Genomic DNA, 24990 nt, shown 5'->3' with positions numbered 1-24990 from the left:
GCCTCATTCGTCGCGTTCGAACATCTCGATGCGCTCGGTTTCCGCCACCCCATCCGCCACCCATTCCTGCAGCGCCGGCAGCGCCCGTACTGCCTCCGCATAGTCGCGCGCCGCGCCGTCCAGCGCCACGCCATAGGTCTGGAAGCGCAGCACCACCGGCGCATACATCGCATCCGCAATGCCAAAGCGCCCGAACAGGAAATCGCCGCCGTTGCCGAAGCGCGCGCGACACTCCGTCCAGATCGCCAGGATGCGCCCGACATCCGCCAGGCATTCCGGCGTGCGCCCCTGGCCCGGACGCCGCGCCCGGATGTTCATCGACATGTGCTCGCGCAGCGCGGAAAAGCCCGCGTGCATCTCCGCGCTCACCGCCCGCGCCACCGCCCGCGCCGCCGCGTCAAGCGGCCACAGCTGCTTGTCCGGGAAACGCTCGTTGAGGTATTCGCAGATGGCCAGCGAATCCCACACCCGGAGGTCGCCGTCGTGCAGCGCCGGCACCTTGCCCGAAGGCGACCACGTCGCCAACGCCTCAGTCGACCCCGGCGCGTACAGCGGAATGCGCACCTCTTCGAAGGGAATGCCCGTCTGGCGCAGCAGCAGCCAGGGGCGCAGCGACCAGGAGGAGTAGTTCTTGTTGCCGATGACGAGGGTAAGAGAGGGCATGGCGGATCGATCCGGAATGAATGTGGATGAAGCGCAAGGCCATGCGGGCGACGCGTGGAATCGGCCGGGCTTTGCGCGCTTTTCGGTTGGACATTATCAGGCTGGGCCAATCGAATCGCCATCACGTTCGAGCGATGCGCGATCCCAGGCGCCCAGGTCGGCTGCGGCGTCATAAGTCGTTTGCAGGAAGGCGAGCAGCGTATCGTCCGGCGTCGTCGCCTGTCGCACGGCATCGTAGGGCAGGATGAACTCGCGAAGCTCGGTGCTGTAGAAGGCAGCGGCGGGTTCGACCCTCGCTTCGGCGTAGCCTGCAGGTTCCGGATAGGCATAGGAATAGAACGCCGCATAGGGAATCGGGCCGCCGCCGGGCCAGAACCCGCAACTGCTGACTTCGTGCGAGTAGGCTTCCCGGGTCACCCAGTCCGGCAGGTTCGGAATGCCGCCGGGATGCCGCGGGGCCGGTCGTCCGGAGAATCGCGTCACTGCCAGGTCCGGTGCGCCCCAGAAGAAATGCACCGGGCTGCACTTGCCCATGAAACGCGCGCGGAACTGCTTGAATACCCGGTCCGCCTGAACCAGGATCTGCCAGAACCGGCTGGCAAACTCAGGGTCGTAGGCACAGTGCGTTTTGTCCCGGTCGAAGGGTTGGGGGTCGGCGACTTCGCAAGGAAGGGGATGAAGTTCCACATGAAGCTGGAGCGCATCCAGTTCGGCCATCAGGCGCGCATAGAACGCAGCCACCGATTGCGCCTGGAGCGAAAAGGACGCCATTCCGCCGTCGCTCGACTGTATCGTCAACCGATGCGCGATGAAGTCGAAATTGATCTGGAAAGCCCGGGTGCCATACGGGATGGCGGTGGTGGTGAGGCCGCGCGCCGTCACATACAGCGTGACATGCCAGGCATGGTTGATCCAGGGGCTTTGCACCAGCCGGATCTTGCCGACGATCTGGGTCCACAGGTGCAAGGTCGCGTAGGTGTCGCGCCAGGCCTCAAGCGGCAGGCTGGGCCAGGGTTCCGTGCGAGACGCGGTCGGTCTGTCCATGATTCCCCTTCGAACTTTACAAGCGCAAGCGGCAAACTATGATCCTAGTAGACTATGCGTCGCAGTGTGTGCACCGGAAGGCCCTCCGCCAGGCAGGCCCGGCACGGGACAAAGACCACGCGATGTTCTGACATTCAAGCAGGCAAATTAAGAAACCATGGTCATTCCCGATTCAATGCCGGCATTGCCGGATGAACAGCGCAGCGTTTGGCCGAATGCCTATCTGAACGTGCGACAGCAGAGCGAAGCGCTGTGCGCACCGTTGACGCGCGAGGATTATGTGATCCAGGCCGCCCCCGAGGCCAGTCCGGCCAAATGGCATCTGGCGCATGCGAGCTGGTTCTTCGAGACCTTCCTGCTGAAGGTCTACCAGCCGGGCTATGCGGAATTCCATCCCCGGTTCGGCTATCTGTTCAATTCCTATTATGAGCAGATCGGAAAATTCCATCCCCGCCAGGAGCGGGGATTTCTGTCGCGTCCGGGCGTCGACGACATCATCCGTTACCGGGCGCACGTGGACGAACACATGCTGACGCTGCTGCAGCGCGCCGGCGACGACATATGGCCGGCCCTGCAGCAGCGGCTCGAGATCGGTCTCAATCACGAACAGCAGCATCAGGAATTGCTGCTGACCGACATCAAGTTCAACTTCAGCGCCAATCCATTGCGTCCCGCCTACCGCGACGACCTGCCCGAAACCTCATCGGCCGCTGCGCCTCTGCACTGGATCGCGCTTCCCGGGGGCATCCACGAGATAGGCCATTCGGGCGGCGGCTTTGCCTACGATAACGAAAAGCCCCGCCACCGGGTCTATCTGAACGCGTTCCGCCTGGCCTCGCGCCCGGTGACCAACGGCGAGTTTCTCGCGTTCATGCAAGACGGCGGCTACGACAACCCCGCATTCTGGCTCTCCGACGGCTGGGCGACGTCGAGACGCCTGCACTGGTCGAGCCCGCTGTACTGGGAATCGCAAGACGGGGCATGGCGGCAATTCACGCTTGGCGGGATGCGCCCGCTGAACCTGGAGGAACCAGTCTGCCACGTCAGCTATTACGAAGCGGACGCGTATGCCGCCTGGGCGGGTAAACGGCTGCCCACGGAAGCCGAATGGGAAATCGCGGCGCGCGGGCTGACCGTTTCCGGCAATCTGTGCGATAGCGGCAGGCTGCATCCGGCGCCTGCACCGCCCGGGAACGGCTTGCTGCAGATGTATGGCGACGTGTGGGAACACACTGCCTCGCCTTATCAAGCCTATCCGGGCTTTCGGCTTGCCGCCGGTGCGCTCGGCGAATACAACGGCAAGTTCATGTGCAGCCAGATGGTGTTGCGTGGCGGCGCCTGCGTCACCGCCGCCGATCATGTCCGCGCCAGTTACCGCAACTTCTTCTATCCCCACGAGCGCTGGCAGTTTCAGGGAATCCGGCTGGCGGAGGATGCATGATGGAAACGGCGCTTCCGAATTTCCACTTCCATGATTTGCATCCCGAGTTGGGGGATTTCCACTCGGACGTCATCGCCGGACTGAGCCGGAAAACCCGTCGGCTGTCGCCCAAATTCTTCTACGACGAACGCGGATCGCAGCTGTTCGATGCCATCACCCGGCTGCCGGAATACTACCCGACGCGTACTGAAATCGATCTGCTGCAGCGGCATGGCGAAGACATGGCCGAGATGCTGGGCAATGACGGCCTGCTGTTCGAGCTCGGCAGCGGCAGCGATACCAAGATACGCGTGCTGCTCGATGCGCTGCAGCCCCGGACCTATGCGCCGATCGACATTTCGCGCGAGCCGCTCCGATTGTCGGCAGGGGCCATCGCCGAGGACCATCCGGAACTGCAGGTGCATGCGATCTGCACCGATTATTCGAGGCCGCTCGCGCTTCCCGGTGTCGTCGCGGCGAAGCAGCGGTCGGCCTTCTTTCCCGGCTCCAGCATCGGCAACTTCGATCCCGGCCAGGCCTGCGATCTGCTGCAGCGCATCGCCGGAATCATCGGTCCCGAGGGCCGGCTGCTGATCGGTGTCGACCTCAAGAAAGCCCCGTCGCGCCTGCATGCCGCCTACAACGACAGCGAGGGTGTCACCGCGCAGTTCAACCTGAACCTGCTGGCGCGGATCAACCGTGAGCTGGATGCCGATTTCGACCTCGCGGCCTTCCGCCATGAAGCCTTCTACAACGCGCAACTGGGCCGGATCGAGATGCATCTGGTTGCCACCGCGCCGCAACGTGTCCGGATCGACGGCTGCTGCTTCGAATTCCAGGCCGGAGAAAGCATCCACACCGAGAATTCCTACAAGTTCAGCGTCGAGGAATTCCAGGCGCTGGCGGCGCAAGCCGGGCTGGCCAGCCTGCGCGTATGGCAGGACGACGACGCGCTATTCAGCGTCCATTGCCTGCAACCCGTCTAGGGCGTGTTAGCCCTGGCAGGAGATCGCCTCTGCCACTGCGGTGACCGCAGCCGCCAATTGCGCTTCGGTGGTGTAAAAATGCGGCGAAAAGCGCACGCCGCCGCCGCGCTGGGCGCAGACCACATTCCTCACAAGCAGGTGCGGGTGCAGGTCTGCCGCGTCGATGCGGCGATGGCGGAAGCTGACGATCCCTGCATAACGCCCGGGTTGCCGCGGAGTGAGAATCTCGATGCCTGGGAGTTGGCTCAAGGCCTCCATCAACCAAGCGCTGTTTTCAAGCACGCGCACCGCCACCGTCTCCATGCCCACCTCGGCCAGCAGTGCAAGGCTCGCGCTCAGGGCATGAATGCCAAGCATGTTCGGGCTGCCGCATTCGAAGCGGCGTGCGCTCGCTGCCGCCTGCCAGTCGTGGCGCGAGAAATCCAGAGGGTGTTCCACCATGTGCCAGCCATACTGCCGAAGCCGTAGCCGATCCCCGGCCTCGGCACGGACGTAGAACACCGCGCAGCCTTCCGGCCCGAGCAGCCATTTGTGGCCGTCGGCCATGGCGAAATCCGCGCCGCAGGCCTGGACATCCAGCGGCAGCGCGCCCAGGCTCTGGATGGCGTCGATGCAGAACAGCACGCCGCGCGCGCGGCAACGGGCGCCCAGCTGCACTAGGTCCAGCCGCAGTCCGCTGGCGTACTGCACCGAGCTGATCGCCAGCAGGCGGGTGCGGTCGTCCATGCACGTGTCGAGCGCCTGTTCGGGCGACGCGCCGCGCGACAGGTCGACGCAGCGGGTTTCCACGCCCTGGTCCTGCAGCGACTGCCAGACGATGCGGTTGGACGGGAATTCCTGGTCGCTGATGACCACGTTGTCGCCTGCCCGCCAGGTCAGGCCATGCGCCACGACGGACAGCGCCTCGGACGTGTTCTTCAGGAGTGCGATGTCGTCTACTGAGGGGGCGTTGAGCAGGCTCCGGCATTGTTCGCGCAAATGGGTTTCCGTCTCCAGCCAGCGCGGGTAATCGCGGCCGCCCTGGTGCAGATTCTCCTCGGCAAAGCGTTTCACCGCCTCCGCCGTGCGATGCGGCCAGGGCGACACCGCCGCATGGTTGAGATAGATCAGATCGGGGTCGAGCGGGAATTCACCGCTGAAGTCGCTGTGGGGCATGTCGGCTGCGGAGGCGGATGTGATGGAAGCCAGTTTATGCCGCTAGTGCCGTTTTACTTGCCTGTGTGCGCCAAAGCATCGCCACGCCGAGCACGGACGACAACACCGAGGCGGCGAACACCGCGATCTTGGCGACGGCGAAATCGCCGGCAAGCGGAAACGCCTGTCCGGCGATGAAGAGCGACATGGTGAAGCCGATGCCGGCCAATGTCCCGGCACCCGCGAGCTGCCGCCAGGAATACGCCTCGGGCTTGTGCGTGAGTCCGAGGCGAACGGCCAAGGCGGAAGCCAGGATGAAGCCCAGCGGCTTGCCGACGGACAGGCCGGCCACGATGGCGAGCACGAGCATGCCGTGCTGGCTGAACACATCCGTGCTGATGGGGACTCCGGCATTCGCCAGGGCAAAGATCGGCAGCACCAGATAGCTGGATCGCGGCGCGGCATTGCGCAGCATGCGGTCCGCCGGGGATTCCAGGCGATCATGGATCGCGTCCAGCGCCTGCAGCGCAGGTGCGGACGGCCCGCGGCGGAATTGCTCGCCGCGGTGCCGGGCCTCGGTCGTCAGGATCGCTTCGGCCTGCATCGCGAGGGTCGTGTAGTCGGGCGGCGGACGCGTAGGGATGAAGGTGGCCAGGATGACGCCGGCCAGGGTGGCGTGGAGGCCGCCGGCATGCACGCAGGCCCATAGCGCAACTCCGGTCAGCATGTAGGGCAGGACACGATAGATCCCCGCTCGGTTCAACAGGGCCAGTACGCCGGTGAGGGCGATCGCGGCGGCGAGATAGCCGGCGTGCAGGTCGCCGGAATAGAAGATGGCCACGACGATGATGGCGCCGATGTCGTCGACGATGGCGGCCGCCGTCAGGAAGATGCGCAGCTCCACCGGCACGCGGGCGCCCAGCATCGCGACCAGGGCCACGGCGAAGGCGGTATCGGTCGCCATTGGCACGCCCCAGCCTAGCGACCACGGCCCCGCCGGGATGAGCAAGAGGTAGATGAGCGCCGGCACCGCCATGCCGCCGATCGCGGCCGCGATGGGCAAGGCGGCGGCGCGACGGCTGGCCAGATGGCCGACGGTGAATTCGCGCTTGATTTCGAGCCCCACGACGAGAAAGAAAATCGTCAGCAGCGCATCGTTGACCCAGTGCAGCAGGGACATCCGGAAGCCGGCCCCGCCGAATGCGAAACCGAATCCGGTATGCCAGAAGGCTTCGAAATCGGTACCCAGACGGGAATTGACGAGGACCATGGCCAGGATGGAGGCCAGCAGCAGCAGGATGCCGGCCGACGGCGCCCAGCTCGCGAAGCTCAGTGCGGCCGTGCGGACGCGATGCCCGAGCGAGCCCAGCATTGCATCGGTAAAGGAGCTTTCATCCCAGGGCCCGTCGTAGCGGCGCCCGTTGATGAAAAACGTCGGCGTGTAGCGCACGCCGCTGGCCTGCGCGCTGTCGATGTCGCGCGTCACGCGCTGCCGCGCCCGTTCGGCCACCTCGCGCGCCATGTCGGCCTCCAGCCGCGCCAGGCCCAGCGTGTCCGCAACCGCTCGCAAATCCTCCTCGGTCAAGTCCGGCGATCGCGTCATCAAGGCCACGTGCGCGTCCCAGAACTGCGCATGGTCGGCGGCGGACTCCGCCAGTTCGGCCGCAGGCCGCGCGATGTCGCTGCCGATCAGCGGCCGGTGGCGGAACACATAGCGCAGACGATCGCCCAACTGGTTGCGGACTTCGGTAATGCGCGCATTGGCCGCACGGCAATGCGGGCACGCGTAGCTGCCGTATTCCACCAGCGTGATCGGCGCCTGCGCGGGGCCGAGGACGTGGTCCAGATCGTCGTCGACCGGGCGGTCGAGGCGTACGCCCGTCGCCGCGAAGTCCGGGGTTTCGCTCATCAGCCTGCGCGCGTATCAGTAATCCGCGAAGGCGTTGTCCGGGTAGCAGTAAAGCCAGCGCTCTCCGGGCTCCGCCGAAGCAATCACCGGATGGCCGCTCATCTGCGCATGCCGGGTGGCGTGACGGTTGGGAGAGCTGTCGCAGCACAAGGTCGCGCCGCATGTCTGGCAGGTCCGCAGATGGACCCAACTGTCGCCGGTCTTGATGCATTCCTCGCATGCCTGGTTTTTCGCATGCTTGACGGCCGCGATCGCGCCGATATGGTCGCAGGGGGAGGGTGCTGCCATGACGTCTCCTTTACTCGTGAAGGACCTGATACACGAACGAGACCGAAATCGATCCCTCGCCGACCGCGGATGCCACCCGCTTGATATTGCCTGCCCGGATGTCGCCGGCCGCAAATACGCCGGGTATGCTGGTTTCGATCAGGTGGGGCTTGCGGCCAAGCGGCCAGTGGGCCGCAGCATGATGCGCCTCCTTCCGGAAACATTTCTTCAGGGTAGAGCCTGCCGCAACAATTTCCACCTGGCGTTACCACCTTCATCAGACGCTGAAGTGACCGCGTCAAGTGGTCACGCTGCTTCCCCGAAAAGCGCTCGTCTAGGCATTCGCAGATCGCCAGCGAATCCTACACGCGGAGGTCGCCGTCATGCAGCGCCGGATGCTTGCCCGAGGGCGATCATGGCGCCAGTGTCAGGGCCAACTCGGGCCGGTACAGCAGAATGCGTACTGTGGTTCTAAAGGAATGCCCGCGGCGCAGCAGTAGACAGGGGCGCAGCGACCTGGAGGAGTAGTTCTTGCCGCCGATGACGAGGGTGAGGGGAGCATGGTGGGTCGACTTCGGTAACGAGGAAGGCGCAAAGTAAGTTACGACAGCTGAGGTGGAGTGTGACGGTCCGCCTTCGACCCGGAACAGCCGGTCAGCGTATGCTTCGCGACCGTCTGATCTTTCTGCCTAAGCAGACCTTCAGGTGTTGCTGAACTAAATAATTCTGCGACCCTTCAATGGCTATGCCTGTGGTGAGCATCCGGGAAGTGCGGGTGCGTATGGATCATTGGTTCGTGCCGGTGCGCATGAGTATGTTTAGTGCCAGGCGTCACCGGATAGTCGTGTTCGTGCTGGTGATGTTCATCGTGCAAATGTTCGTGGCTGTGTTTCATCTCTTCGTGCACATGTCTGTGCTCATGGCGCTCGGTTAGATGCAACCACGTGCCCAGCGCCATCAATGCACCGGCCATGAGCAGCGGTAGAGTGATCGGCTCCCCCATCAGGACAGCGAGCAAGGCGCCAAAGAACGGCGCGACCGAGAAATAAGCGCCCGTCCGTGCAGTCCCGAGGTGCCGCAGGCCCACCACGAATAGCGCCAAACTCACCCCATAAGCAAGCAAGCCAACCGTCATCGCACCTGCCAAGTTTGACCATTCCGGCATCGACGCGCCTAGCGAGAAGGCGAGGCACAGATTGACGATACCGGACACCCAGCCTTTCACAGAGGCAATCCAGGTGGCATCGGTAAGCGACACCTTGCGGGTCAAATTGTTGTCGACCCCCCAGGCGAAACACGCGCCAAGGATGGCCAGCGCTGGCCACAATCCGGAAACACGCGCACCTGACGGTGCGCTCAGGACTACCGCACCGGCCACGATGGCAAGCATGCCCAGTGCTATGCGCCGGTCAAAGTTCTCCTTGAATGCAAACCATGCCAGCAGCGCGGTGAATACGCTTTCAGCGTTCAGCAAAAGGGAGGCTCCAGATGCGGGCATACCCGTCAGCCCAAACATCAACAGCACCGGGCCGATGATCCCGCCCGCCAAAATCGCCCCGGCAAACCACGGCACTTCATTCCGGGGGAGACGAACGGCAGAGGCATGGCTCAACAAACGATAAAGGGTCAGACCGACCCCGGAACCCAAGTAGAGCAAACCCGCAAGCATCCACGGATTGACAGCATCAAGCAGCAACTTTGCGAGCGGTGTTCCTGCTCCAAACAATAAGGCAGCCCCGAGCGCTGCTAGTACGCCAGACTGGCGGAGTCCATCCTGCCAATTCATCCTTTTAACCTTTGACCTGTAACTTGTTCAGAATAAGCGCTAACCTCAGTTGGCATCCAGAAAATACTTTCAATTTGATCTGGCCTTTGTCAGCGATCCCCTCACAAACGCAGCAGGAATAAGGAGAGCACCATGAAATGGGTCACGCGTGAACGCCCCAAGATAGACCGCATCGCCTGTCCCTGGCTAATCGCCCGTTTCGTAGATCCAGACGCCGAGTTTCTATACGTGCCTGCTGCCGACGTGCTGAAAGTGGCGAAAGAAACTGGCGCCACCCCCTACGACATTCCGGGCGTGGAATACGGCCATCATGGAGGGCTATGCAGCTTCGATGCGTTTTTGGACAAACACAACCTCAATGACCCTGCACTGCGACAACTAGCCGTTATCGTGCGCGGTGCAGACACCGGCCGTCTCGACCTCGCCCCCCAGAGTGCCGGCCTCCTTGCACTATCGCTCGGCTTGTCGAAAAATTTCGCTAACGACCACGAAATGCTACGCCACGGCGTGGTGATTTACGACGCGCTGTACACGTGGGTTAAGAATGCTCAGGGCGAACTTGGCTAATTTCTTAGCCGAAATCTGCTATGTCAGCGCTTTCCTTGGAAGCAGACACACTTAGCAACAACTTCGAACGGCTGCTTCTGGCCGATCTCAGCCATCCATCACACGTCACTCGACTACCTCTTCATCTCTTCCGCATCCGCCTGTCCATCCGCGAGTACCCCTAACGGTCACAAAAAAGGGAGCCGAAGCCCCCGTTCTTGTTTCGCATGTTCGTCTGAATCAGGCTGCGGTCTGTTTCCTCCGTTGCACCGCAATCCCCACCAAACCCAATCCAGCCAGCATCATGCCGTAGGTTTCGGGCTCGGGAACGGGCAGTGACGGGTCGGTCAGAGTGACGCCGGTCAGCGCAAAATCGACGAAGAGCGACAGGTTGTAGGTGTCGTAGCCCTTCAGCGTGGAGGTATTGAAGCCGCGGTAATCAGACAGGGTGGTGCTGTAGGAAAACGTGTTCGAGTAGCTGCCTGACGCGTCGAGGAAAACCTGTGGCCCGTCGTTGCCGTCGAACATCGGGGTGATTTCCAGGTCGGCGCCGGTGGCCCAGGTGTTGGCCAGCAGCTTGAAATTCAGGGCCTCCAGATCGAACACGCCGCCGTCCACGCGCCGGATCGTGATTTGTGCCGGCCCGGTCACGGGCCCGGAGGTGACGGCTTGCGCATGCAGCCCATCCGGCCACTGGACGATTTGTGTGCGGCCGATCGGGGTGGTCAGGCCGATGCCGCCGGTGAACAGCTTGTCGAGCGTGTAGGTGAACAGATACCCCTCGGTACTGATCGTGTCGGAGGTCGTGCCTGACGCGACCAGCGCCATCGTCTGCGAGGCGTCGAAGAATGTAGTGGTTACCGCGCTGACCGGTGCGGACAGGAACAGCGCGCAGATCGAGGTGGCTGCGGCGAGGGCGAGTTTGCTGGGCATGGTGACGAGCCTGTTTGATGAGGGTAGGCCGGTATCTGGGCCGGCGATAAACCCTATCAAACGATATGCCGATCTGCAATGACAATTGTCGTTCGGTCGTCTGGGGACGGACAGTGCCAGTGCAACATTTTTTGCCGGTTTCGCCAGGCCCGCATGCCGATGACGCGCGGCAGAGCAGGCATGGCGCTTCAATCATTCGCAGACACAACCGCGAACTGATACGGCGCTAGAGGCGTGCGGGCGACGGCCTGGAACGGTAGCCGACACGCGTGGCCTGGCCGTCCGGCATGCGGCTCAATCCGGCCAGACGCGGTCCGGAGGCATCGGCGACGGCGCGGGTTTGGGTGCGGGCGCTGCGGCCTTGCGCGGCTCGGGTTTCGTGACAGCGCTTTCCTGGTGCGTTTTCACTTTGCGCATGCCGGCAGCGAGCTTGTTGGATGTCTTGTTCATGATTGCAATAACTCCTCGATCAGGGCTTCTACTTCGCGGGTGGCCGCCTTGCCGCGGTGGCCGAGCCCGTACACACTGGTGCCTTCCACTGCGGCGCTGCGGTAAGCGGCGCGCCGTGCGAGGCCGGCGCGCAGGGTGGGAAATTCCAGTTCGGCCAGCGCTTCGTGCATGGAGCGCGAGAGTGCATTGCGGCTGTCCAGCTGGTTCAGCACGACGAAAGCCTTGAGCTGGGGATTGCGCCGGCGCGCGTTGCGTACCGCCGTGGCGATGTCCACGCTTGCCCAGAGATCCACGGGCGAGGGCTGAATCGGGATCAGCAGCACGTCCACGCTGTTCAGCACGCCACCCACCGTCGCAGTTTGCAGCGTCGGGGGGCAGTCGATTACCACGTAGTGGTGTTCGCGGCTGCCTTGGGCGATTCGCGCGGGCACATCATCCTGCGCCACCGCCTGGACGGCGGGCAGGTGCCCGGGTTCGTCGCTCATGGCCGCCCACTGGCTGATCGATGCCTGGGGGTCGGCATCCAGCACCAGTGTGCTGGCGCGTCGCTGCAGGCCGGCGGCCAGATTGAGCGCCAGCGTCGTCTTGCCTGTACCGCCTTTCTGGTTCGCGACCGCGATGCGCAGGCTGGGCATGGGCGATCAGGTCGCTGGCGAGACCAGACCGTCGATCTTCTGCGCCAGCGCAACGCAGTCAGGCCCGACTTTCTTGCCGTCGGCGTCGATGGTGACGCTGACATAGGTCTTGCCGAAACTCAGGTTCGGATAAAGCCTGGCCTCTTCGGCGAGCTTGGCGATGCCGTCCAGGAAATGCCGCGTCTCCGCATAGGTCTCGAATTCGAAACGCCGCGTCAGCATTGGCGGCAGATCCTGCCGATGCCACTGCGGAATGGGATTGTTGTCTTCAGGCATAACGCTGTTCCTTTTGAGGCAAGTCAGCCTCCATCTTGCCGAGCTCGTCCAGATGCATCAACTCGTCGCGCAGAATGCCTGCAAACAGGCTGTGGTGGGTAAAGTCACGTACCCGCATACAGTAGGCGGAGGCTTCTTCGTACAGCCGGATCGCCTCGACTTCCAGTACGCGATCGATCGCGATCATTTCGACCAGGTTGCGGCCGAGCCGTACCGGCGGCAGTTGGATGGCGTTGGGTGCGGAACCGAGCCTGAGCAGGGCGTCCATCAGGCTTTGCACATGGCCGAGCTCCTCGGTGACGTCCTGGCGAAAATGCGCGCAGTAGTCTGCCAGGTTCCACAGGTCGCAGAGCCTGGACTGGGCCATGTATTGCTGGACTGCCGCCATTTCATGGCCCAGTGCCCGGTTCAGGTATCCCAATAGCCGTGGATCGATTGCCATGCAGCCTCCCTTCGCTAGGCCGCGATGCAGGTCACGTCGCCGTCCCGTCCGGCGCCACCGGCGCTGGGCTGCGTCGGCAGGATGTGCTCCACTTCGCTGTGTACGCGGGCGATGATGTGGGCGGCGATCAGGCCGTCACCCACGCGCTCGCACGCATCCGCACCGGCGCGCACCGCTGCGTTGACCGCACCGGTTTCGCCGCGCACGAGGACGGTGACGTAGCCGCCGCCGACGAACTGACGGCCGATCAGCCGCACTTCCGCCGCCTTGGTCATCGCGTCCGCCGCCTCGATCGCGGGAACCAGACCGCGGGTCTCGATCATGCCCAGGGCAATGCCAGTCATACCAGTAGCCATTTTTCTAACTCCTATCAAAAGTTGTATTCAATCCGATCAAGCGGCAGCGGCAGTGGGGAGAATGTTCTCCACCTCGTTGTGGACGCGGGCGATGATGTGGGCGGCGACCAGGCCGTCGCCCACGCGCTCGCACGCATCCGCACCGGCGCGCACCGCTGCGTTGACCGCACCGGTTTCGCCGCGCACGAGGACGGTGACGTAGCCGCCGCCGACGAACTGACGGCCGATCAGCCGCACTTCCGCCGCCTTGGTCATCGCGTCCGCCGCCTCGATCGCGGGAACCAGACCGCGGGTCTCGATCATGCCCAGGGCAATGCCAGTCATACCAGTAGCCATTTTTCTAACTCCTATCAAAAGTTGTATTCAATCCGATCAAGCGGCAGCGGCAGTGGGGAGAATGTTCTCCACCTCGTTGTGGACGCGGGCGATGATGTGGGCGGCGACCAGGCCGTCGCCCACGCGCTCGCACGCATCCGCACCGGCGCGCACCGCTGCGTTGACCGCACCGGTTTCGCCGCGCACGAGGACGGTGACGTAGCCGCCGCCGACGAACTGGCGGCCGATCAGCCGCACTTCCGCCGCCTTGGTCATCGCGTCCGCCGCTTCGATGGCGGGAACCAGACCGCGTGTTTCAATCATTCCCAGGGCGATGCCCGTCATTGTGTTTGCCATGATGTTTCTCCTTTACACGGTTAATGAAACTGCCTTGCCTGCTTCGTGACGCTCTTCCGTCACACTCCACTGATCGATGATCCCGAGGATCGTCAAATCGGTAAGAATCCTGTAGTCGCCGGCGCCATAGCGGGCGGCCGAACCGCCGGCGGTAAATACCCATTTCCCTTCCGGCACGCCCACCGGATCGACCGCCACCGCGAGCGTGCCTTTCTCGTCGGCCAGCACGCGAAGCGACGCGTGGAACAGGCCGGGAATACGCCGGGTACAGACCAGATCCGCCACCACGCGCATGATTTCCATCTCAGTGCTCCCGCCAGTGGTCGATGATGCCGATGATGGTCAGGTCGCTCGGGAAATCCTTCGCGCCTGCTGCTTCGCGCGCCGCCGAGCTGCCGACGCAGATCACCCAGTCGCCCGGGATGCAGCCCACCGCGTCCACCGCCACGCTGCGCGTGCCGCCGGCTTTTTCCCGCACCACCAGCAGAGGACGGTGGCCCATCTCGCGTACGCGGTTGGTCGAGACCAATGTCTTTTCAACTTGCATGATCTTCATGAATCACCTCAATGCCCATGCGAATTGATATCGATGTCCAAAACCTCTTCCTGCGTGCTGCCGGGCTGTTTGCCCTGCACGGTCATGCCGCAGAACAGCAGGCCTTCCTTGGCCAGGATCGGGTAGCGCGTTTCGATCGCGGCCTTGATGCGGCGGCAGCGCGCCACCGCACGTTCGCGCGAACCCGGCACCTGCTCGTCGTAGCGATAATGGATCGCGATCGGGATCGGCAGGCCGTGCGTCACGTTCAGCTTGCTGAAGATCTTGATGCCCACGTCCATGTCCGCCGCGCCTTCCTCGATGGTGTGCAGATGGCCGAAGTAGGCGAGGTTGCGCAGATGCAGTACATCGAAGCTGTCGCCGATGTTGATGAAGCGCTCGGCGTGGCCGATGTCGGCGTAGCGGCCGCTGTGCTGGGCGCAGACGTAGTCGATCTGCGACAGATTGTTCGTCAGCAGTCGCTCGATCAGCTGGCGCATACCCGGTTCCGGCGCACTGCGGCCAGCCTCGCGCGTCGCCTCGTCGATCGCCGTCCCGAGGCGCCAGCGCGCTTCCGAAGCGGCCATGCCGGCGGTCTGGCGATATACGGCAAGGTTGTCGACGTAGCATGCCGTGTCCATTTCGCCGTTGGCGTCGGGTACATGGACCTTGATCGCGTCGTTGTCGGTATCGACGCCGATCAGCAGTGTCGCGACCGAGGCGCCGCAGCAGAAGCCATTCTCGATCGCGGTGCGGAATGCGGCCAGGCGATCGAGCGCGGCCTGGGCGGCCTTCCCGTCGTCGCTGCCGTGGGCCGCGCAGCCTTCGTGCTGCGGGTCCGAGCTGCTGAAGTGATACACCGCGATTTTCAAGTAACGCGTACCGGCGTCCGACAGCGTCGGCAGGCCCTCACGGAAGCGGCGCAGCTCGGTCTCGATCCACTGCTTCACGTTCAGTTCGACATCGAACATTGCGCCGGCGTAGGCCTTGCGGCGCACGGCCTGGAGCGGCAGGCGCAGCACGAACTGCAGCAGGCCCTTGAGGCGGCCGTCGGCGCAGGGGCTGATGTCCACTTCGTGGAAACCGCACTCGACGAAGAAGCGCTGCATGGCTTCCGCCTCCGCATGCCCGTTCCAGCGCGCCGTGAAGTCGCGTGCCAGTGCATGGTAGGTCTGAAGCACGCTGTGGCCATATAGCGCGCGCATGTCGAGGGTGGTCACCCACGCGTCGGCGAGCACGGCCTCCGGCAGCTCGAAGCCGAGCCGTTCGCGCGCGATCTGCTGCGCCCGTTGCTCGAAGCCGGTTTCATGTTGTTGCGCGGCGATTTCCTTGAGCGTAGGGACGATGGCATCGAAGCGTTGACGCACCGTCCGCTCATATTCGGCCAGCTCCCCATTGCGCGCGGCGTCGATCAGCGGATGGGCCTGCGGCGCACACACAGTGCTCACGCACTCGCCGCTACGTTCCTGCATGCCGGGGGGGCAGAAGCTCGGGCGCTCCGGCCAGCTCGGCAGCCTGCTCGCAGCCGGCGCGGTACGCATCGCCATACCGGCCGGAGCGGGTTGGCGAGCGCGCATTGCCTCGAGGCGTTGACGGGTGTTCATGCCGGATCGTCCTTACTTACCGTTCAACCCCGGGCGCCGCCGGACACGGTGATCGCCGCGCCTGCGCTGGAATTCCCGCTGCTGCCGGTGATGCGGCTGGCAGTCGGCGCCGGGGCCGGGGTCTCGACGTCGCGGTCGCGAAAGGCGCGTGCGCTCATCCCGTTGCCGCGCGGATCGCCACGCAGGGTCGGGTTGCGACGGCTCGCCGGGCCTTCGGTGCCGGTCACGCGATTGCCGCGGTCCCAGGCGTCGCCGGTGATGTGGCGGTCGCCTCCTGCGCCGGTGATGCGGTCGGGCGCAGGCTCAGCCTCGGGTTGCGGGGTAGCCGGAATGGCCACGGCGGCGGTCTCGTCGCGGTAGCGGAATTCGGGTGTGCCGGACACCAGGCCGGTGGCGCGTGCCAGCGGACCGGTGATGCGGCCGCCAGCGCCATAGGCATTGCCGGTCACGCGGCGGGTTTCGCTCGACTGCGCAGCGCGCGCCGGCGACACCACGGAAAAGTCGCCCGTGCGGTTGCCGCCCTGGCCGGCGTCCATCGCGTTGCCGGTGATCGCGGCCGGTGCCTGCGAGCCCTCGGGACCGCGGCTGCGGTAGGCCTGCGCCATCGGCGGACGGCCGCAGGCGGCGGCGACCTGGCTTTCGCCCAGGTAGGGCGTGCCGCTCACCGGCTGGCAGGTGCCGCGCTCGTTGCCGGTCATCTTGTCGTCGGGTCCCGGCTGGATGCCGGTGAGGTCGGCGTTGCGGCCGAGACGGGCGCGGTTGATCGCTTCCGCCGCGGTACGCGCCGCGCAGAACTCGGCGTACTGGTCGGCGCCGATATAGGCGGTGCCGGTTACCGGCTTGCACGCCCCGTGCTCGTCGCCGGTCACGTGCGCTGAGCGGCCGACCTGGGTACCGGAGACGTCGAGCCCCTGGAGGGTACGGGACACGCCGACCTTGGCCGGCGACTGGTAGGGTTCGGCGCGGCAGAAGGAAACGAATTCTTCTGTATTGACGTAGTCGGAACCCGTCACGCGTGCGCAGGCGCCCGGCTCATCGCCGGAAAGTTTCGGTGAACGACCCGGTAGGGTGCCGCTCACCATTGCGCCATTGCTCGTGCGACGGGTTGCCACCTTTTTTGGGCCGTTGCCCTCGGCGGATGGGCGCACCAGCGCGTCGGCGTAGGCGCTGCCGGTGATGTTGCGCGACGCGCCGGACTCGCCGCCGGTCACCTTCGTGGTGCGGGCGAGGTCGCTGCCGGACACGGCATTGCGCGCCGCCGTCATGCCCATCACCGACTTTTCCGGGCGCGGTTCGGGTGCCGTGCCGCAGAACTCGCCGGGCTGCTCGGCGGCCAGATATTCGGTGCCGGTCACGCGCTTGCAGGTGCCGCTCTCGTCGCCGGTCACCTTGCTGCTGCGACCGACTTCGGTGCCGGTCACGCGACGGCCGCGGCTGGTGCTGGTCAGGCCGACCTTGGCCGGCGCCGGCTCGGGCAGCGTGCCGCAGAATTCGCCGAACTGCTCGGCGCCGATGTATTCGGTGCCGGTCACAGTGCGGCAGGTGCCCGCTTCGTTGCCGGTGACGTGCGCGGCACGCTCGACCTGGTTGCCCGTCACGGTGCTGCCGGCGAGTGTCGTGCCGATTTCCACCTTCGGCGGTTCGGGCTTGATGCGGCCGCAGGGGCGGCAAGGCGGCGCGTCGCCGCGGCCGCGCTGCGACTGCTTGATGCGACGCTGGCGCACGGCGGAGACCGGTGCCAGTGCCACGGGCGTAGCCGGACGTGCTTCCTCGACGCGCGCGGAAAAGGTCTCGCTGTGCTGGCAGCCGCAGCTCGGTGCTTCGGCAGGCGCCGCAGCGGCGGTGGGGGCGGGTGCGCGGGTACGCGCAGCCATACGGGCCTCGGTCGCGCTCTTGGGCGCCGCGGTCGGGCCGGCCTTGAGTGCACCTTTCCCGTGGAGGGAAAGCGCTTGGCGGCGGGCGATGGCCGCTTCCCGGCCGCTGAGGCGCTCGGCCGTGGCGGTTGCTGTCGCTTCACTCATAATCTGGTTTCCTTATGCTTCAGCCGTTGATCATTAGGGTCTGGCGTCGGGCAGACGTGCCCATTGCCCTTGTTGCGTACTATAAAGAGGTGATTTCATAATAAAAAATGAATAATATTTATTGTTGTCATTCACTATGGTGAATGGATAAATTTTCAGGGAAAGGGGAGATATGAACGTGACGTTTCGTCAATTGCGCCTGCTGGAAGCGGTGGCGCGCCATTCCAGCTTCACCCGCGCCTCCGAGGAGTTGCATCTGACCCAACCCGCGGTCTCGACCCAGATCAAGCAGCTCGAGGAGGAAGTCGGGATGCCGCTGTTCGAGCAGATGGGCAAGAAGATCTTTCTCACCGAGGTCGGCAAGGAGGTCTATGCCTTCAGCCGCGCCATCGCCCAGCAGTTCCGCGACATCGAATCCGTGTTGGACGACATGAAGGGCGTCAAGCGCGGCACCCTGTCTCTCACCGTCACCAGCACCGGCAAGTATTTCGCGCCCTACCTGCTGGCAGCCTTCCTCAAGCGCCACCCCGGTACCCAGGTGCATCTCGAGGTCACCAATCGCGAGGAGGTCGTGCAGCAGCTGCAGGACAACACGCCCGACATGGCGATCATGGGGACGCCGCCCGACAACATCGAACTGCGGTCCCAGGCCTTCATGCAGAACCCGCTGGTGATCATCGCGCCGCCAGATCATCCGCTCGTCGGCGTGAGTCGCGTGCCGCTGAGCCGTCTGGTCGAGGAAAACTTCATCCTGCGCGAGCGCGGTTCCGGCACGCGCAACGCGGTCGAGCGCTTCTTCCAGCAGCGCGGCGTCAAGCTCAACACCTCGATGGAAATGAGCCGCAACGAGGCGATCAAGCATGCGGTGATGGCCGGGCTGGGGCTCGGCATCGTATCGCTGCACACGCTGGAGTTCGAACTGGCGCTGGGCCGCGTCGCCATTCTCAGCGTCGAGGGTTTCCCGATCATGAAGGAGTGGTACATGGTCCACCGCAGCGGCAAGCGCATGTCGCCCATCGCACAGGCCTTCCATGAATTCGTGCTGAACGAGGCGGACCGCATCATGAAGCTGCCGCAGCCCAAGCCGGTGACGCGCTCGCACCGGCGGGTGACGCGCTCCTGATGCAGCGCGCATCGCACGCGCTCAGTTCTTGAACTTCACCAACCGGGTGACCTGGATGTCCGAGATGAACACGACGCCCGTGTGTTCGCTGAAAAAGGGCGCATAGCCCTCCAGAATGGGCTTCACCAGTTCCTCCGGCACGGCGACGATGATCATGATCAGCACGGCCTCCTCGTTGAACATCAGGTGGCCTTCGTGGAAGCCGTGGCGTCCCTTGCCCGACAGATTGTTGACGATGGTGTAGCCGCTGACGCCGGCCCGATCCAGCAGATCGGTGGCGAATTCCTGGTAGGCGCCCTCGAGAATGATCTCCAGTTTCTTGAGGGGGCTGAAGTTGAGGTTTTTCATGCTGCGAGCTCCTTGAATTCTTCGCTTGTGTCGGCTGCTCCCATCGCTTGCTGGCGCCACCCGCCATCTTCGTACAGATGGCATATCCCGGTCTCCGGGTCCACGATGGCCATGCGAACCCAGCCGTTGTAGACAAGATTCTTGACCTTGACGACACCTTCGATGGCGTGCTTGGCCAGGTCGAATGGCGCATCGATGAAGGTGAGCAGGCGCATGGGCTCGTGATAGGGCAGGCCGTTCTTGAGGACGGTCTGTGCAGGCAGCCCGGTGCGCAGGTCGCTGAGGTTGCCGGTCATGACGGCGAAGCGTCCGGCGACGTTGTGGTAAACCTTGCTGCCGCTGCCGTAATGCTCGTTGTCCACTGTCGAGAAGTAGTGTTCCATGTTGATCCACTGTCCTACCACCAGCGCTCCGGACAGAATGTTTTCGAGAAGACGGCCCTTGGGATCGAGGCGGTAATCGTACGACTGCAGGAAGACCCGTCCTTCCAGATTCATTTGCTCGGTGAGATGCCGGCGGCCGATGACGCATCCGGCGTTGCGCGACAAGCCCCACTCCGGTCGCACCTGGGACCAGTCCGATGCATTTCTCTGGGCGTTGCGGTAGGCCTTCGCTGGATCGACACCGTCGCTCTCCGGCTCCAGCGTCGGCATGCGCTCCGCTGCGCTGAGCCGGGTGGCGGATTGCAGGTTGCTGCTGAGCCGATCCACATAGACCAGATGGCTGGGCGGCAGCAGATCCATGTCGTGCAGCTGGATCCGGTCTGTCGTGGTGTTGTGGAATGCAGGGACGAACCAGGTGTCGTCCGGGATGTCGATGCCCTGTCCGCGCAGCCCTTCGCGTACCGCCGGCTTGTTGGCGATCTGTGCGAGCACCCGCGCATTGACGATGCCGTGATTGCCGCCGCAGGCGCCGCAATCCAGTGCGGATTCGTAGGGGTTGTTCTCGGATGTGCTGCCATGACCCACCAGCAGCACGAATCGCGAGAACCCTTCGACCAGGCCGATGGAGCGCAATGCCGTGCCGACGAAGTTCAATTGCTCGTCCAGCGTAAAGCCGATACGCCCCAGCCTTTCCATCTGGATTTGCGCATAGCCGCGGTCGATGCGATAGACCGTGCGCAGGCGCGCGATGAAAGTCGACTCGGCGCGGGTGTCCAGATTGAAGTGGCGTGCGAATTCGGTCGAGCTCTCGCGATTGCCCAAGGCGGTCTCCCGCAGCTCACGAATCATGCCGTCGGTGATCGCCTCCCGTTGCAGGCCCAGTTCCCTCACGATGGCCTTGACGATCAGGGCGCGCTGCAGCGAACGGATGATGGAGTCCGCCTGCTCCCGACTGAGCTTGTCCAGCAATAATCGGCTATCCGATTTGTTCGGGTGCAACCGCTGGCGCCAGCGGCTGTAGGCGAGCGGCGCGAGGCTCTTGCCGAACATGTCGAACCCGAACAGCAAGCCGATCGCCTCCACCGTGATGAAGGGAGAAAGCACCGAAGCCTTCAGTTCGTGTAAGACCTGTTCCAGCGACGAGACGAAGGCCTGCTCGTCAACGCTGCGCGCGATCGCCAGCTCCAGCACCACGTTCTTGGGGCTTGCCACCACCGGGCAGAGGTGGGTTTCGCTGCCTTTTTCCAGGCCGATGAAGCTCACCGGTATGCCGAAGAAACCGGCGATACCGAAGGTCTGGCAATCCCCGATCTTTTCGAGATGGCGCCGGATACGTTCCGAACGCACATCGATGCAGAACATGAGCTGCGCGAACGGCCGCTTTTCGCGTTGCACGGGCCGCGACAGGTTCATCCCTTGCAGCAGCCTGTCCATGGTGCGGGCCTCCAGCGCGCCCAGCCACATGCGGCCTTCCGCCTGCTCGAAGCGGGCGAGCGTCGACGTGAGCCTGGCCAGGTCTTCCGGCCCCAATCGTTGCATGGCATCTGTCATTCCGGCCTTGTCCGCCAGCCTGCGCAATGCGGCGGCAAGCCCCTTTGCCTCGTGTTCGCGCTTGCGCGCCAGGTACTGCGGCAGCAGGCGCGCAATGCGCGATCCGCGCGGCGCCGCGATGGCATCCTCTACGGCATGCGCCATTTCCGGCAATACATGGCCGCCATGAAACTCGCGTCGCAAATAGGCTTCTGCCGGATGGGCCTCGACGAAACGCGCAAGCCCGGGGAGGGTGTCCGGCAAGCCCTTGCGCTGTGCGTGCTCGCGCAGAAGCGCAAGTCCCAGCACGAGTCGAATGGCCAGATAGTCGACCAGATCGGCAGGATAGTGTCGGGACCAGTGGTAGTGCTTGGCGCCTGCGCGCCAGCGGATGAAGCCCGCCCAGCCATGCAGGCGGGTGAGTTCGCAGGCAAAGTGGTTTTTCCAGTCGTCTTCGGGGACCCCCAGTGCTTCCATGACATGGCTGATGATGCCTTCCGGCGTGTTGTCAGCAGCCAGGATGCGCTTGATGTGCAGCCCCCGGATGAACAGACGCAGGTTGCGTTGCGCCACTGCGGTCCAGGCGGCGAACAGGCCTTTCTCGCGCCCCGGCATCTGCCACACTGACTGCCCCTCATCGAAGAAATCGAGGCAGCTCTTGATCACGAGTTCATTCAGCGTCGCGCCGATCTCGGTGCCGAAGAGCATATCCACGATGGCGTAGAGCGGCCGGCCGGGCGGCATGTCGGCGCCGACCTGCGCCGCCAGCGCGGCGTCGTCGATCTTGCGCGCCGGCAGGGCAAAGCCGGCCAGCGCGGCGTGGATGTCGGCGGCGTCGGCGAGCGAAGGCGGCGCGCCGATCGGTTTCTCGATTTCCGTGAGGAGTGTCATCAGCAGACGGCGCTGGTTGAGCCCGGCGATGTCCGGTTGCGCGGCAAGGAAGCGCTCGACCTGATCCTCCAGCGCGACAAGATCGATCTTGCCCGAGGCCAGATACCCCTGCTGGATCGGGCGCGGCAGGAAGCCGCGCGCATGGAACAGGCGTTCGCCCTCGCTGACCGCTTGTTCGAACGGCAGGTGCTCCAGGCCATAGAGCGGGTTGTGGTGGATGAAGGTCCGCATGGGCCAGAAAAAGGGAATTGGCTCCCCGGCCACGTGAACCGTGGCGCGAATGTTGAGACGTCGCCCAAGTGCAAGACTCATAGCCCCCCTCCCGTCGAATAGAGGCCGGCTGCAATGAAGACGCCTAGCATGCCGGCGAATGCAAGCGTCGAGACGCGCCCGATGTCGGCGTCGGACTCCATGCGTTCGGCCCCGAAGATGAAACCCTGCATCAGCTTCGTCGCGGCCCAGCCCCAGATCAGCCAGATGGCCAGGACGGCGACGGCTCCCGCCCAGTCGAGCACCTGCAGTACGTGCAGCAGGCCGAAGAAGCCGGGGAAAGGGGGTGTTGCGACCGCAGCCAGTGCCGTCACTGCCAGCACGCCGGACAGGCGCGGCAAGTGCCCGATGAGACCGCCTTGCAGACCCGCATACGCGGCGCCGAAGCGGCGGGTCAGGGGGTAGGCCAGCAGCGCCATCAAGGCGTGCGGCAGGCTGAACCAGAAGGCGAACAGGTGGAGATCCACCCTATCGGCACCGGCGGCCGCGAGTGCCCAGGTGAGGGCGAGGCCGGACGTCGCGAGGAAGCCGGCCCACCGCCCCATGTCGCGGACGGTCAGCAGCCGCAACGCGTAGAGACCGGATGTCAGGAGTGCCCAGGGAACGAAATAGGGCGGGATAGCGTGTTGCGCGATCTGCAGCAGCCCGATTCCCAACTGGGGCCACAGGAGCAACACCGCACCGCGTGCGGCAGGGTGACGCAGCGTCGTCAGGGTGCCGTTGAGCACGATGCTCAGCGGAAACAGCGGCAGGAACAGTGAGGCGATCAGCAATAGCGTCATGTCACACCCACCTTGACCACACATTGAGGCGCCGCGACAGGCCGAGCGTTGCCTGGGTGAGCCAGGCGTACACGTCGGCCACGTAGAACTCGCGCGAGATCAGGGAATAGAAGGCGAGCCGCAGCGGCGATGCATCACTGCTGCGGTGCGCGCGGCCGTTGGCGGCAGCGTAGTAGGTGGCGATCCAGCCTACTACGATGGCGGCAGTGAGGATCATCACCAGCACTTCAAAGGTCGCCAGCGGGATGCTGGCCGCCGCATAGATACGCTCGCTCAGCTCTCGATCAGGGTAGAGGAAGAGATCGAAGCCATGCTCGATCAGCGTATAGCCGGCCACTACGATGATCAGCGACAGAATGATCATCACCATCATCCGCCACGGGCTGTCCACGCGCAGGCGATAGGTCGCGAACAGGAGCTGGGCGCCGGTCACCCAGCCGAAGAACAACAGGATGATCCCGCCCTGCTCCCCGACCGAGTCGCCGCCCATCAGCCAGCGCGACGCGCCGAGCACGAGCAAGGGCACCACCACGGTGATGACGGCCGCCAGGACCCAGGGCAGGCGCGGCGCGAGAGGCTTGCGCTCGACCACGAAGGTGTAGACGTCGTCGTGGGGCACGCCGTCGTGCTTGCGCGCGTTGCCGATCACGCTGCCGGCACCGAGGAAAAGCGTGCCCTTGAACAGGCCATGGGCGATCAGGTGGTAGATCGCGAGGGAGAACGCACCGACGCCGCATTCGACGAACATGAAACCCATCTGGCCCATGGTCGAGTAACCGAGGGACTTCTTGATGTCGTTCTGGGTGAGCATCAGGATCGAGCCGAGGATGGCCGTGACCAAGCCCACCGCGAACACCAGGTGCAAGACGCCGCCGGCGTGCACGAACACCGGTGCGAAACGGTTGATGATGAAGCCGCCGGCGTTGACGATGCCGGCGTGCATCAGCGCCGACACCGGGGTCGGCCCCTCCATGGTGTAGGGCAGCCAGGTGTGCAGCGGAAATTGTGCCGAGCGGGCAAATGCCGCCAGGGCGACCAATAGGGCCACCACGGTGAGCACAGGAATGCCCGCCACGGTGAGTGCATCCGGCGCGGCGGCGATGCGTTCGAACAGCGTTGGCAGGGCCGCGGTGCCGTAGGTTTCGTATAGCAGGACCGCAGCCAGCACCAGCGGCAGGTCGCCCAGGCGATAGGTCAGGAATGTCCAGAAGGCATAGCGCTGGGCCGCTGGCCGTGCGGCGTCCTGGCCGAGCAGGAAGTAGAGCAGCACACCGATCAGATGCCATGCCACCAGCAGGGTGACGAGATCGCCCGCAGCCACCATCAGCAGGATGGCCGTGGCCATCAGGTCGAGCAGGATGTAGAAGCGCGCGTAGCCGGGTTCCTCAGCCATGTAGCGCACCGAATAGACGTGCACGACCAGGCTGATGCCCGCGACCATCAGGGACATTACGCTGGTCAGCGGATCGAGATACAGGCTGCCCCAGCCCGGCGCGAACGCGACCCATTGCGGCTGACCCTCGGTCAGATAGAACGCGAGCGAGGCCGCGGCGAGCAGGAAGGTGAGCACGCTGAAGCCGACGCTCAGGCGCGCGATACGATGCCGGGCCCGATCGGCGAGCAGCGTAATCAACAAGGCCGAGAGCAATGGCGTGGCCGGAAGCAGGATGATGAGCTTGTCCACCGCGTCAGTTCTCCTTGATTTCAGAGTCGTCTTGGTTGGCGCCTGCCGTGAACGCTGCCCGGGTGACCACGATGCGGTGGGAGTCAATCCATAAATTATGGTAGAAGCACCACCCTGAACATCGATTGCATCATTTATCGCGCTTGTGCGGCGGCGTTCTGCCGCACTTGGTCATCGGACCTGAATCCACTAGGTGCCAGGCAGAATCCTAAATTCGACGATCCATACAGAACAGTCTTAAATTTTTATGGGAACCATAACGTACATGGAATGATGCATATCGGCCGTGGAGGCCGTCGG

The 24990-nt window shown here is 64.2% G+C and carries 27 protein-coding genes; 4 read left to right on the top strand and 23 right to left on the bottom strand.

Features of this window, described 5'->3' with window-relative positions:
• Positions 1-3: 3 nt before the first annotated feature.
• Positions 4-663 (bottom strand): glutathione S-transferase family protein, encoded by a 660-nt coding sequence (locus tag B058_RS0105020; RefSeq protein ID WP_018507391.1) that lies wholly within the window; start codon positions 661-663, stop codon positions 4-6.
• Between the two features lie 96 nt (positions 664-759).
• A complete protein-coding gene (locus B058_RS0105015) occupies positions 760-1707 on the bottom strand; it encodes a DUF5996 family protein (protein ID WP_018507390.1) in 948 nt (315 codons plus the stop codon).
• A 175-nt stretch (positions 1708-1882) separates the two neighbouring features.
• Between B058_RS0105015 and egtB the strand changes: the two genes are divergently transcribed.
• Positions 1883-3148 carry an ergothioneine biosynthesis protein EgtB gene (gene egtB, locus B058_RS0105010; protein WP_040723495.1) on the top strand — a complete coding sequence of 422 codons (1266 nt, stop codon included), beginning with the start codon at positions 1883-1885 and terminating at the stop codon, positions 3146-3148.
• The gene (gene egtD / locus B058_RS0105005) at positions 3148-4113 is read left to right on the top strand and encodes an L-histidine N(alpha)-methyltransferase (RefSeq protein WP_018507388.1); all 966 of its coding nucleotides are present in this window, start codon (positions 3148-3150) and stop codon (positions 4111-4113) included. The genes egtB and egtD overlap by 1 nt, the downstream gene beginning before the upstream one ends.
• 6 nt (positions 4114-4119) lie before the next feature.
• On the opposite strand, the gene B058_RS0105000 is transcribed toward egtD, so the two are convergent.
• The 5 genes from B058_RS0105000 to B058_RS0104980 all read right to left on the bottom strand — a co-directional run bounded on the left by B058_RS0105000 (position 4120) and on the right by B058_RS0104980 (position 9209).
• The gene (locus B058_RS0105000; RefSeq protein ID WP_018507387.1) at positions 4120-5268 is read right to left on the bottom strand and encodes an aminotransferase class V-fold PLP-dependent enzyme; all 1149 of its coding nucleotides are present in this window, start codon (positions 5266-5268) and stop codon (positions 4120-4122) included.
• Between the two features lie 34 nt (positions 5269-5302).
• Entirely contained in the window at positions 5303-7156 is a 1854-nt protein-coding gene (nhaA, locus tag B058_RS0104995; protein ID WP_018507386.1) for a Na+/H+ antiporter NhaA, read from the bottom strand.
• Between the two features lie 15 nt (positions 7157-7171).
• Complete coding sequence (locus B058_RS0104990) at positions 7172-7444, bottom strand: UBP-type zinc finger domain-containing protein (RefSeq protein ID WP_018507385.1); 273 nt, start codon at positions 7442-7444, stop codon at positions 7172-7174.
• A gap of 10 nt (positions 7445-7454) precedes the next feature.
• Complete coding sequence (locus B058_RS0104985; protein WP_018507384.1) at positions 7455-7682, bottom strand: NAD(P)/FAD-dependent oxidoreductase; 228 nt, start codon at positions 7680-7682, stop codon at positions 7455-7457.
• 477 nt (positions 7683-8159) lie between these two features.
• The gene (locus B058_RS0104980) at positions 8160-9209 is read right to left on the bottom strand and encodes a DMT family transporter (RefSeq protein WP_026240654.1); all 1050 of its coding nucleotides are present in this window, start codon (positions 9207-9209) and stop codon (positions 8160-8162) included.
• Between the two features lie 132 nt (positions 9210-9341).
• Between B058_RS0104980 and B058_RS0104975 the strand changes: the two genes are divergently transcribed.
• Positions 9342-9776: a chromate resistance protein ChrB domain-containing protein gene (locus B058_RS0104975; RefSeq protein ID WP_018507382.1), complete on the top strand. Its 435-nt coding sequence runs from the start codon at positions 9342-9344 to the stop codon at positions 9774-9776.
• A 219-nt stretch (positions 9777-9995) separates the two neighbouring features.
• Here the strand turns inward: B058_RS0104975 and B058_RS17240 are convergent, their stop codons facing one another.
• From B058_RS17240 to B058_RS0104915, 12 genes are all read right to left on the bottom strand, one after another.
• A complete protein-coding gene (locus B058_RS17240; RefSeq protein WP_018507381.1) occupies positions 9996-10688 on the bottom strand; it encodes a PEP-CTERM sorting domain-containing protein in 693 nt (230 codons plus the stop codon).
• A 294-nt stretch (positions 10689-10982) separates the two neighbouring features.
• Positions 10983-11138 carry a hypothetical protein gene (locus B058_RS17785; RefSeq protein ID WP_018507380.1) on the bottom strand — a complete coding sequence of 52 codons (156 nt, stop codon included), beginning with the start codon at positions 11136-11138 and terminating at the stop codon, positions 10983-10985.
• Positions 11135-11773: a ParA family partition ATPase gene (gene parA / locus B058_RS0104960; RefSeq protein WP_018507379.1), complete on the bottom strand. Its 639-nt coding sequence runs from the start codon at positions 11771-11773 to the stop codon at positions 11135-11137. The genes B058_RS17785 and parA overlap by 4 nt, the downstream gene beginning before the upstream one ends.
• Before the next feature lie 6 nt (positions 11774-11779).
• A complete protein-coding gene (locus B058_RS0104955; protein WP_018507378.1) occupies positions 11780-12049 on the bottom strand; it encodes a 4a-hydroxytetrahydrobiopterin dehydratase in 270 nt (89 codons plus the stop codon).
• Positions 12042-12491 (bottom strand): ferritin-like domain-containing protein, encoded by a 450-nt coding sequence (locus B058_RS0104950; protein WP_018507377.1) that lies wholly within the window; start codon positions 12489-12491, stop codon positions 12042-12044. Before B058_RS0104950 ends, B058_RS0104955 begins: the two co-directional genes overlap by 8 nt.
• Positions 12492-12505: 14 nt before the next feature.
• Positions 12506-12847 (bottom strand): alpha-carboxysome major shell protein CsoS1, encoded by a 342-nt coding sequence (csoS1, locus tag B058_RS0104945; protein WP_026240653.1) that lies wholly within the window; start codon positions 12845-12847, stop codon positions 12506-12508.
• Positions 12848-12883: 36 nt separating this feature from the next.
• Positions 12884-13183, bottom strand: a complete 300-nt coding sequence (gene csoS1 / locus B058_RS0104940) for an alpha-carboxysome major shell protein CsoS1 (protein WP_081616722.1) — start codon at positions 13181-13183, stop codon at positions 12884-12886.
• Positions 13184-13219: 36 nt separating this feature from the next.
• Complete coding sequence (gene csoS1, locus B058_RS0104935; RefSeq protein ID WP_026240652.1) at positions 13220-13519, bottom strand: alpha-carboxysome major shell protein CsoS1; 300 nt, start codon at positions 13517-13519, stop codon at positions 13220-13222.
• A gap of 12 nt (positions 13520-13531) precedes the next feature.
• Positions 13532-13822, bottom strand: coding sequence for a carboxysome peptide B (locus tag B058_RS0104930; RefSeq protein ID WP_018507374.1), 291 nt, complete (start codon positions 13820-13822; stop codon positions 13532-13534).
• A 1-nt stretch (position 13823) separates the two neighbouring features.
• On the bottom strand, positions 13824-14075 hold the full coding sequence (csoS4, locus tag B058_RS0104925) for an alpha-carboxysome shell vertex protein CsoS4 (RefSeq protein WP_018507373.1): 252 nt from the start codon (positions 14073-14075) through the stop codon (positions 13824-13826).
• An 8-nt stretch (positions 14076-14083) separates the two neighbouring features.
• Complete coding sequence (locus B058_RS0104920; RefSeq protein ID WP_026240651.1) at positions 14084-15658, bottom strand: carboxysome shell carbonic anhydrase; 1575 nt, start codon at positions 15656-15658, stop codon at positions 14084-14086.
• A 23-nt stretch (positions 15659-15681) separates the two neighbouring features.
• Positions 15682-17679: an alpha-carboxysome scaffolding protein CsoS2 gene (locus B058_RS0104915; protein WP_018507371.1), complete on the bottom strand. Its 1998-nt coding sequence runs from the start codon at positions 17677-17679 to the stop codon at positions 15682-15684.
• A gap of 172 nt (positions 17680-17851) precedes the next feature.
• On the opposite strand from B058_RS0104915, the gene B058_RS0104910 reads away from it, so the two are divergent.
• Entirely contained in the window at positions 17852-18802 is a 951-nt protein-coding gene (locus B058_RS0104910; RefSeq protein ID WP_018507370.1) for a LysR family transcriptional regulator, read from the top strand.
• Positions 18803-18823: 21 nt separating this feature from the next.
• Here B058_RS0104910 and B058_RS0104905 read toward each other — a convergent pair whose 3' ends face one another.
• The 4 genes from B058_RS0104905 to B058_RS0104890 are packed head-to-tail and all read right to left on the bottom strand — an operon-like array spanning position 18824 to position 24690.
• A complete protein-coding gene (locus tag B058_RS0104905; RefSeq protein ID WP_018507369.1) occupies positions 18824-19150 on the bottom strand; it encodes a P-II family nitrogen regulator in 327 nt (108 codons plus the stop codon).
• Positions 19147-22266 (bottom strand): DUF2309 domain-containing protein, encoded by a 3120-nt coding sequence (locus tag B058_RS16465; protein ID WP_040723304.1) that lies wholly within the window; start codon positions 22264-22266, stop codon positions 19147-19149. The genes B058_RS0104905 and B058_RS16465 overlap by 4 nt, the downstream gene beginning before the upstream one ends.
• Entirely contained in the window at positions 22263-23006 is a 744-nt protein-coding gene (locus B058_RS0104895; RefSeq protein ID WP_018507367.1) for a hypothetical protein, read from the bottom strand. The genes B058_RS16465 and B058_RS0104895 overlap by 4 nt, the downstream gene beginning before the upstream one ends.
• A gap of 1 nt (position 23007) precedes the next feature.
• On the bottom strand, positions 23008-24690 hold the full coding sequence (locus B058_RS0104890; RefSeq protein ID WP_018507366.1) for an NADH-quinone oxidoreductase subunit 5 family protein: 1683 nt from the start codon (positions 24688-24690) through the stop codon (positions 23008-23010).
• Positions 24691-24990 lie beyond the last annotated feature (300 nt).

Origin of the sequence: Thiobacillus thioparus DSM 505 (genome assembly GCF_000373385.1) — a bacterium.
GTDB lineage: Bacteria > Pseudomonadota > Gammaproteobacteria > Burkholderiales > Thiobacillaceae > Thiobacillus > Thiobacillus thioparus.
Note: the sequence above shows the minus strand (reverse complement) of the source record. Positions and strands in the feature narration are given on the sequence as shown.

Bases quoted from the DNA above. Each gene is read 5' to 3' on its own strand.
- B058_RS0105020 (WP_018507391.1), bottom strand. From the start codon at position 663: ATGCCCTCTCTTACCCTCGTCATCGGCAACAAGAACTACTCCTCCTGG.
- B058_RS0105015 (WP_018507390.1), bottom strand. From the start codon at position 1,707: ATGGACAGACCGACCGCGTCTCGCACGGAACCCTGGCCCAGCCTGCCG.
- egtB (WP_040723495.1), top strand. From the start codon at position 1,883: ATGCCGGCATTGCCGGATGAACAGCGCAGCGTTTGGCCGAATGCCTAT.
- egtD (WP_018507388.1), top strand. From the start codon at position 3,148: ATGGAAACGGCGCTTCCGAATTTCCACTTCCATGATTTGCATCCCGAG.
- B058_RS0105000 (WP_018507387.1), bottom strand. From the start codon at position 5,268: ATGCCCCACAGCGACTTCAGCGGTGAATTCCCGCTCGACCCCGATCTG.
- nhaA (WP_018507386.1), bottom strand. From the start codon at position 7,156: ATGAGCGAAACCCCGGACTTCGCGGCGACGGGCGTACGCCTCGACCGC.
- B058_RS0104990 (WP_018507385.1), bottom strand. From the start codon at position 7,444: ATGGCAGCACCCTCCCCCTGCGACCATATCGGCGCGATCGCGGCCGTC.
- B058_RS0104980 (WP_026240654.1), bottom strand. From the start codon at position 9,209: ATGAATTGGCAGGATGGACTCCGCCAGTCTGGCGTACTAGCAGCGCTC.
- B058_RS0104975 (WP_018507382.1), top strand. From the start codon at position 9,342: ATGAAATGGGTCACGCGTGAACGCCCCAAGATAGACCGCATCGCCTGT.
- B058_RS17240 (WP_018507381.1), bottom strand. From the start codon at position 10,688: ATGCCCAGCAAACTCGCCCTCGCCGCAGCCACCTCGATCTGCGCGCTG.
- B058_RS17785 (WP_018507380.1), bottom strand. From the start codon at position 11,138: ATGAACAAGACATCCAACAAGCTCGCTGCCGGCATGCGCAAAGTGAAA.
- parA (WP_018507379.1), bottom strand. From the start codon at position 11,773: ATGCCCAGCCTGCGCATCGCGGTCGCGAACCAGAAAGGCGGTACAGGC.
- B058_RS0104955 (WP_018507378.1), bottom strand. From the start codon at position 12,049: ATGCCTGAAGACAACAATCCCATTCCGCAGTGGCATCGGCAGGATCTG.
- B058_RS0104950 (WP_018507377.1), bottom strand. From the start codon at position 12,491: ATGGCAATCGATCCACGGCTATTGGGATACCTGAACCGGGCACTGGGC.
- csoS1 (WP_026240653.1), bottom strand. From the start codon at position 12,847: ATGGCTACTGGTATGACTGGCATTGCCCTGGGCATGATCGAGACCCGC.
- csoS1 (WP_081616722.1), bottom strand. From the start codon at position 13,183: ATGGCTACTGGTATGACTGGCATTGCCCTGGGCATGATCGAGACCCGC.
- csoS1 (WP_026240652.1), bottom strand. From the start codon at position 13,519: ATGGCAAACACAATGACGGGCATCGCCCTGGGAATGATTGAAACACGC.
- B058_RS0104930 (WP_018507374.1), bottom strand. From the start codon at position 13,822: ATGGAAATCATGCGCGTGGTGGCGGATCTGGTCTGTACCCGGCGTATT.
- csoS4 (WP_018507373.1), bottom strand. From the start codon at position 14,075: ATGAAGATCATGCAAGTTGAAAAGACATTGGTCTCGACCAACCGCGTA.
- B058_RS0104920 (WP_026240651.1), bottom strand. From the start codon at position 15,658: ATGAACACCCGTCAACGCCTCGAGGCAATGCGCGCTCGCCAACCCGCT.
- B058_RS0104915 (WP_018507371.1), bottom strand. From the start codon at position 17,679: ATGAGTGAAGCGACAGCAACCGCCACGGCCGAGCGCCTCAGCGGCCGG.
- B058_RS0104910 (WP_018507370.1), top strand. From the start codon at position 17,852: ATGAACGTGACGTTTCGTCAATTGCGCCTGCTGGAAGCGGTGGCGCGC.
- B058_RS0104905 (WP_018507369.1), bottom strand. From the start codon at position 19,150: ATGAAAAACCTCAACTTCAGCCCCCTCAAGAAACTGGAGATCATTCTC.
- B058_RS16465 (WP_040723304.1), bottom strand. From the start codon at position 22,266: ATGAGTCTTGCACTTGGGCGACGTCTCAACATTCGCGCCACGGTTCAC.
- B058_RS0104895 (WP_018507367.1), bottom strand. From the start codon at position 23,006: ATGACGCTATTGCTGATCGCCTCACTGTTCCTGCCGCTGTTTCCGCTG.